The 6,922-nt window shown below is 64.9% G+C and carries 6 protein-coding genes; 2 read left to right on the top strand and 4 right to left on the bottom strand.

Annotation, left to right across the window (positions count from 1 at the left end):
* Nucleotides 1–187 precede the first annotated feature (187 nt).
* From ACY693_RS12165 to ACY693_RS12150, 4 genes are all read right to left on the bottom strand, one after another.
* Nucleotides 188–601, bottom strand: coding sequence for a nuclear transport factor 2 family protein (locus ACY693_RS12165; RefSeq protein WP_462322092.1), 414 nt, complete (start codon nt 599–601; stop codon nt 188–190).
* Between the two features lie 168 nt (nt 602–769).
* Nucleotides 770–1,255, bottom strand: a complete 486-nt coding sequence (locus ACY693_RS12160) for a hypothetical protein (protein ID WP_462322091.1) — start codon at nt 1,253–1,255, stop codon at nt 770–772.
* A gap of 55 nt (nt 1,256–1,310) precedes the next feature.
* Entirely contained in the window at nt 1,311–2,549 is a 1,239-nt protein-coding gene (locus tag ACY693_RS12155) for an APC family permease (protein ID WP_462322090.1), read from the bottom strand.
* Nucleotides 2,550–2,643: 94 nt separating this feature from the next.
* The gene (locus tag ACY693_RS12150; RefSeq protein ID WP_462322089.1) at nt 2,644–3,381 is read right to left on the bottom strand and encodes a lipid-binding SYLF domain-containing protein; all 738 of its coding nucleotides are present in this window, start codon (nt 3,379–3,381) and stop codon (nt 2,644–2,646) included.
* A 348-nt stretch (nt 3,382–3,729) separates the two neighbouring features.
* Between ACY693_RS12150 and ACY693_RS12145 the strand changes: the two genes are divergently transcribed.
* Both ACY693_RS12145 and ACY693_RS12140 read left to right on the top strand, forming a co-directional pair.
* Nucleotides 3,730–4,095: a rhodanese-like domain-containing protein gene (locus ACY693_RS12145; protein WP_462322088.1), complete on the top strand. Its 366-nt coding sequence runs from the start codon at nt 3,730–3,732 to the stop codon at nt 4,093–4,095.
* Nucleotides 4,096–4,155: 60 nt separating this feature from the next.
* A partial coding sequence (locus ACY693_RS12140; protein WP_462322087.1) for an efflux RND transporter permease subunit occupies nt 4,156–6,922 on the top strand: 2,767 nt, incomplete at its 3' end.

Here is a 6,922-nt window from a genome sequence, read left to right as displayed (position 1 = left end):
GAGGGTCTCTCGGACAGTCAAGCTGGGCATGGTGCCGGTCTCGCCCGGTCCAGTGGAGCAGTCCCGGGGAATCGCCAGGACGCGGCAGAGCCGCCACCTCAGCGGGCGACGCCAAAGCCCTCGTCATCGGTATAGGGCGGGACGGGAAGGCCAGCGATCTGCAGTCCCTGCAGCATAGCCGCGCCTGCTAGTTCTTCATCGCGGCCAAATTGGCGTGACCCAGCCATTTCCAGTCTCCATCGGTACTCACGAAGATGTCCATCCGCGGGGCGCGCTGCTTGAGTCGTTCCCCGCTGATGGTCTCCCCCACCTGAGCGTAATAGCTCACCAGCAGAGCATCGCCCTGTCGGCTGACGGAAAAGTTCGACAGGCTGTAGTCGCTCGAATCCAGTTTCTTGATCAACGCCAGTTCCTGCGACCGATCCTGGACACCGTCCTGATGCGCGGCCTGGAAATCCTCGGCCATCATCGCCTCGAGCGCTTCCAGATTGCCGCTTGCGAGCTTCTGCCACAGGTCGTTGACCAGCCGCTCGCCAACGTCACCCTTTATCCCTTGGCCAAACGCCGGCGCCACGAGCAGCACGGACGCAATCAGCAGCATAAAGATCTTATTCATTATCACTACCTCCTCAATAGTTTACGAAATGAACCCTCATCGACCATGACTGCCAAGTCTTTTCCGAAGCGTTCTCGAACCGAGCCCAGATTTCGAGGAGCGCTTGACCAGACGAACATTCATGGCGTCTCTGGGCTAGGGCCGAGACAATAGTCAGGGGAAAGGTGGCGATCCGCCGGCATCCGGTCCAAGCACCAGGAGCTCCGGGTGACGCTGGCTCACTCGCTCCTCGACCCGAGGTGCTTCGGTATCGGGCAGATCAGCGGCGATCAACAGATCGCCCCCTTGCATGGCCTCACGCTGGGCCGACAGAGGGAGATTGGCGCGGCGATTCCGCCTCACCCACCAGCCACCACCAATGGCGGCGGCGATGACGACCAGCGCCAGCAGTGCCCAGGGCTCCGAGACCTGGAACAACAGCAAGGAGACGGCCAGCACGACGCCGGCGCTGACCAGCGCGCCGCGCAGCGCGGCACTCGAATCATCGAGCCAGCGTCTCCGATGCACCGGGAGGCCGTCCGGAAGCTGCTTGCCGATCAGGGTAAAGGCATCCGGATCGACCCCGTCAGCGATCAACTCCTCAACCAGTCGCCGCCCATTCTGCGGATCGCGAGCGCGGATATAGATACGGGTGGTCATCGTTTTCCTCCAAGAGGTTGGGCGTGGATAGCCGGAGACGGTTTGCGTGATCACCTCAAGCGGCCGCCGCCGTCAACCAACGGCTGATCTGAAATAGCAACAAAGCCGCCGACGCGAGGGCGCCACCGACCGGTACCCAGAGGGGCAGCCGTGGGACCGCAGCCGGCGTGTCCGGTTGACGTCGCTTGATGCGTAACAGGCCCAGGTTCACCAGCGTGAACACGACCAGGATGATTGCGCTGGTCGCCTTGGCCAGGGCCTCGAGACCGAATGTCAATGCGAGCGCTAGCACCAGCAAGGTTGCGAGCGTCGTCGCAGGTAATGGCGTCCGCGTGTGCGGATTGACCGTCGCAAGCCAGCGCGGCGCCACCCTGCGCTCGGCCATCCCGTAGGCGACGCGCGCGGCCATGACCACTTGCACCAGAGCGCCGTTGATGCCCGTCAGCATGCTCACCAGCACGATGGCGGTGATGGCAAGCTGGCCCTGCTCAGCGACCACCCGGGCCAGCGGTGTGTCAGCGGCGGCCAGCTCAGCGGGCGGCACCGCCAACACGGCGACCGTCGCGACAACGACATAAAGCGCCATGGTCAACCCGAGACTGGTGATCACCGCTGCTGGCAGGGCTCGGCGCACATCCTGAACCTCCTCGGCAACGGTCACCATGTCCTCGAAGCCGATGAAGGCGTAGAAGGCAAGGAAGGAGGCGCCAAGGATACCGGCGACCACGCTAAGATCGGCCGGAACCAGGATGGCCGATGCCTGCGCCGGCAGCGTGCCGAGCACCTCGCCCATGCTCAGCACGATGTACAGCAGCGCTCCCACCTCAAGCAGGGTGATCACGACGACGATCGCGACCGCCTCGGCAATCCCCCAAGCCGCGATCGCGCCCATGGCCAACACCAACACCAGCGTGGTTGGCGCGCTCGGCAGTGGTGCCAGATCGCGCAGGAAACCGGTGGTGGCAACGGCGAGCGTCGCTGCCGAGACGACGCCGGTGCTGATCACGAGCCAGCCCACAAGGGCCGCGAGCCGAGCACTGCCAAAGGCCTCCTCAACATACCGCGCGGAGCCGCCACTATGCGGGAGCCGACCCGAGAGCTCAGCAAAGCTCAGCGCGGACAACAGCGCCAGCGCCCCGGCGAGCGCGAAGGCCAGCGGCGCATGGAGCCCGACCCGGCCAGCCACCTCACCAGACAGCGCGTAGAAGCCACCACCGACCATGGTGCCAACGCCATAGAAGACCAGAAACGGAAAGCGGACCCGGCGTTGAAGCCGTTGCGATGAATCAGCCACCTTCAACCTCCAGGCCCGCAGCGATGGCGATCTGACAGTGAGGGACCCTTCTGCCGCCAGATAGGCGCCCAAGGGCCGCGGCGCCGGCTCGGGGTCAGGGCGTTTCAGCACTGAGCAGCGGGCTTGGCGACATCGGGTCCTCGACCTCGCCATTGATGATCTCAGTTGCCGTCACCTGACGACCGTAATAGGCGTTGTTCGCACCCTCGTCCCAGAAGATGTCCGAGACGCTGGCGGCGAAATCACCATAAAGGCCTTCAGTCCCGGACCAGACGGCGACATCGGTGCCCTTGCCGATCGAGGTTTGTGTGCGCTCCGAATCCTCGACGACGGTGTAGCCGGTATCCGAATTGAGCGCAAAGTTATGCATCTGTCCAAAGCTCTCGAGGAGATCACCGGATAGGATCACGAAGGCGACCTCACCCGCCTCGGCACCAGCCGCAGCGCCAATCTGAAAGGTGCCGATATTGTAGAAGGCGGGTGCTGACCACTCGCCATCATGCTTGGCGACAAGCACGCCCTGTCCCCCGGCACCACCGACGACCAGTGCTGCCCGCGCATAATCAGGAACGACAAAGATCGCCTTGGCCTGGTCGAGCAGGTCGCTCGCCTGAGGGTCGGACTTGATCTTCTGAACAACCTTCGCCGCCTCTCGAACCGTCTCCTGGGCGCCCATCAGCTCGTCGGAGGTCGATCCTGCGGTCGCCGAGGCACTGGCAGACGAGTCATCCGATTTCATGCCTTCGGCAGCAAAGCCTTCGGCCGTCAGCAATGATCCCGTCAGGATCAGCGACAAGGTGATGCCAGCAAAGGGACTGATGCGATAGCTCATGACTAACCTCCTAAGATGATCGATGACACAAGAGATGATGCTGGGGTGCTCGGCGCAGCCGGCGAGTCCCTGAGCATCGCTTGCATCGGATGCATCGAACATGCCACCCGTCTCTGTGGACCGGGCGGGGGATCTGCAGCGGGCATCGCAGCGGAATGCCATCGCAATGGCATGCGGGGCATAGCGCCCTCTGCGCCTGGTACTCGACTTGCTTACAAGGCAACGGCGCTGATCGCTCTGCTGAGCGGTCATCAGGGAGCGCATCAGCGCAGACCCCATTGAGACCGAACGGACAGACCAACCGAGTCCGTCGGCAGACCCGCTCGAACCTTGTTAGGAGGAATGGCTATGCAGACGCTAACGCGAGAGGAGCTTAAGGCGATGATCGACCGCGGCGACGATGTCTTACTCGTCAATGTGCTCGACCCAGCGGCCTTCGCAAAGGCGCATATCCCTGATTCGCATAACGTGCCTGCGACAGACCAGGGACTCGATGAGCGCATACGGGAGCTTGGTGCAAGCGAGGACAGCCGCGTCGTGCTCTACTGCTCCAACTTCGACTGCAATGCCTCGCATGCAGCAGCTAAGCGGCTCGAGCAGGCGGGCTTCAACGACCTGTATCGGTATGCAGGCGGGATCGAGGACTGGATGGATGCGGGCTACCCGGTCGAGGGGGAAGCCGTCTCAGCAAACGACGGAGCCGTCGGTGCATAGCCGCCATCAGTGGTGTAAATCACCCGATTCATGATCCGTCGTTGAGCCCTGCGTTTGCCCATGTCTACCAATGACCCTGCCGAGACCGACCCCAACACCGCTCCCAACGATGCCGCGGAGACTGAGACCCCGGACGGCCGTTCGGACGAGCGTCCAGATGAGACCGGACGGGGTCGCGGCATCGCCGGGCGCATCGCGGCCTTCTTCATCGATTCGCCGCTAACCCCGCTGCTGCTGCTAGCGACACTGGGAATCGGCATCCTCGGCCTGCTGACCACCCCGCGGCAGGAGGACCCGGACATCTCGGTGCCGATGGTCGACATCACCCTGCGCTATCCGGGCGCCTCGTCCGGCCAGGTCGCGCGGCTGGCGGTGGAGCCGCTGGAGCGGCTAATGAGCGAGCTGAATGACGTCGAGCACGTTTACTCGGTCAGCCGCCGCGAGGAGGGGCTGGTGACGGTGCGCTTCGAGGTGGGCACGCCGATCGATCCCGCCGTGGTCGCCGTGCACGATACCATCGAGTCGAACCTGGACAAGGTGCCCCCGAACCTGACCGAGTGGCTTGTGCAGCCGAAGACCATAGACGACGTACCGGTGCTGACACTGACCCTCTGGTCCGAGGAGATCGACGACGCGCGCCTGCGGCTGCTCGGCCTGCAGCTGTTGCAGGAGCTCAAGCAGGTCGAGAACACTGGTAATGGCTTCGTTGTCGGTGGCCGCCAGCGTGAGATCGGCATCGAGCCGCAGCCGGAGCAGCTGCGCGGTTACGGGCTGAGTTGGGATCAGCTCGCCGAGACCATCCGCAGCGCCAATACCGGACGCGGCACCGGCAGCGTGGAGCAAGGAGCGACTCAGCGCTCGGTATCGGTTGGCCAAAACCTCCAAGGCGCTGGGGACATCGAGCGCCTGGTCATCAACACCGAGGGTGGACAGTCGGTCTACGTGGGTGACGTTGCCAAGGTCGATGCCGGAGCCGAGCGCGCCGATCAGGCAGTCTTCTTCTACACCGGGCCGAGTCATCCGGCGGACGAGGCAGCCAATGGTGTTGGTGCGGTCACCATCGCGATCGCCAAGCAGCCCGGCTCCAATGGGGTGACCGTGACCAATGATCTGTTGGAGCGGGTCGAGCAGCTCAAGGGGACCATGATCCCGGATCAGGTGCAGGTGGCGGTGACCCGCAACTACGGCGAGACCGCGGATCGCAAGGTCAACGAGCTGCTGCTGTCGCTGATCGGCGCCACCGCGGCCGTCGCGGTCCTGTCGCTGATCGCCATTGGGCTGCGTCCGGCGTTGATCGTGCTGGCCGTGATCCCGGTGGTGATCCTGATGACGGTCTGGTCGGCCGGCGCGCTCGGTTTCACGATCAACCGGGTCAGCCTCTTCGCACTGATCTTCTCGATCGGCATCCTGGTCGATGATGCGACCGTGGTGGTCGAGAACATCTTCCGGCGCTGGCTCGCCGATGGCGCAACCGCCAAGTCGGTGGCGATCGACGCCGTCGGCGAGGTCGGCAATCCGACCATCATCGCGACCCTGACCGTGCTCGCCGCCCTGCTGCCGATGGGCTTCGTCACCGGGATGATGGGCCCCTACATGCGCCCGATCCCGATCCTGGGCTCGGTGGCGATGCTGTTCTCGCTGTTCGCCGCCTTCGTCTTCACGCCCTGGCTCGCCTACCGGCTGCGGCCGAAGCTCGCGGCGCTGGAGCGCTCGGCAAGTCGTGAGAAGCGCCTGCAGGGCTGGATCGATCGCGCCTACCGGCCGCTGATCGAGCCTTTGATCGAACGGCGGCCGGCCCGCTGGCTGTTTCTGATCAGCATCATCGTCGCCTTCTTCGCCGCGGTCGCCCTGCTGCCGCTCAAGGCCGTGACGGTGAAGATGCTCCCCTCTGACAACAAGCCGGAGATCGCTGTGGTCATCGACCTCCCCGAGGGGACCGCGCTGCCGACGACCGCCAACACGGCCCACCAGCTCGCGCAGCGGCTGCGCAGTGTCCCCGAGGTGCGCTCGTTGCAGGCCTACATCGGCACCGCCGCACCGTTCGACTTCAATGGCCTAGTGCGGCACTACTACCTGCGTCAGGACCCCTGGCTCGCCGATCTCCAGGTGCGGCTGCTGGATAAGGAGGAGCGCGAGCGCAGCAGCCACGCCATCGCCCAGGCGGTGCGCGAGCTGCTCACACCGCTGGCAGAGGAGCACGATGCCCAGATCAGCGTGGTCGAGATGCCCCCGGGACCGCCGGTGCTGCAGACCCTGGTGGCGGAGGTCCATGGTCCGTCGCCCGGCGCAAGGCGCGGCTTCGCCGAGGATCTGAATGAGATGTTCGCGGCGGCCGAAGGGGTAGTCGACGTCGATAACCGGATGCAGGCGCCGCACAGCCGTTGGCACTTCGCGGTCGACAACGAGAAGGCGAGCCGAAACGGCGTCGACGTCGACAGCATCACCCGCAACCTGGCGATGGCGATGGGCGGCTACAGCCTCGGCGACATTGACCAGGATCGCTCGCTGGAGCCGGTGAAGATCAAGCTCCAGCTGCCGCTGGCCACCCGCAGCCAGCTGCACCGCCTCGGCGAGCTGCCGATCCCAGCGCGCACCGGCGCGCGGCGCATGGTGCCGCTGGCCGAGCTCGGGCGCTTCGTCGAGGTGCCGGCCGACCCGCTCATCCATCACAAGGACCTGCGGACGGTGGAGTATGTTACCGCCGGGATGGAGGGGCGGCTCGGGGCGCCGATCTACGGCATGCTGCAGATTGAGCAAGACCTCGAGGACTATGTCGCCCCGGACGGCACCGAGGCGCCGAGCGGCACCCTCACCGGCCCACCGAAAC

This window comes from Halochromatium sp. (genome assembly GCF_054919635.1).
The sequence above is the reverse complement of the archived record's forward strand: the minus strand, read 5'-3'. Positions and strand labels throughout refer to the sequence as shown.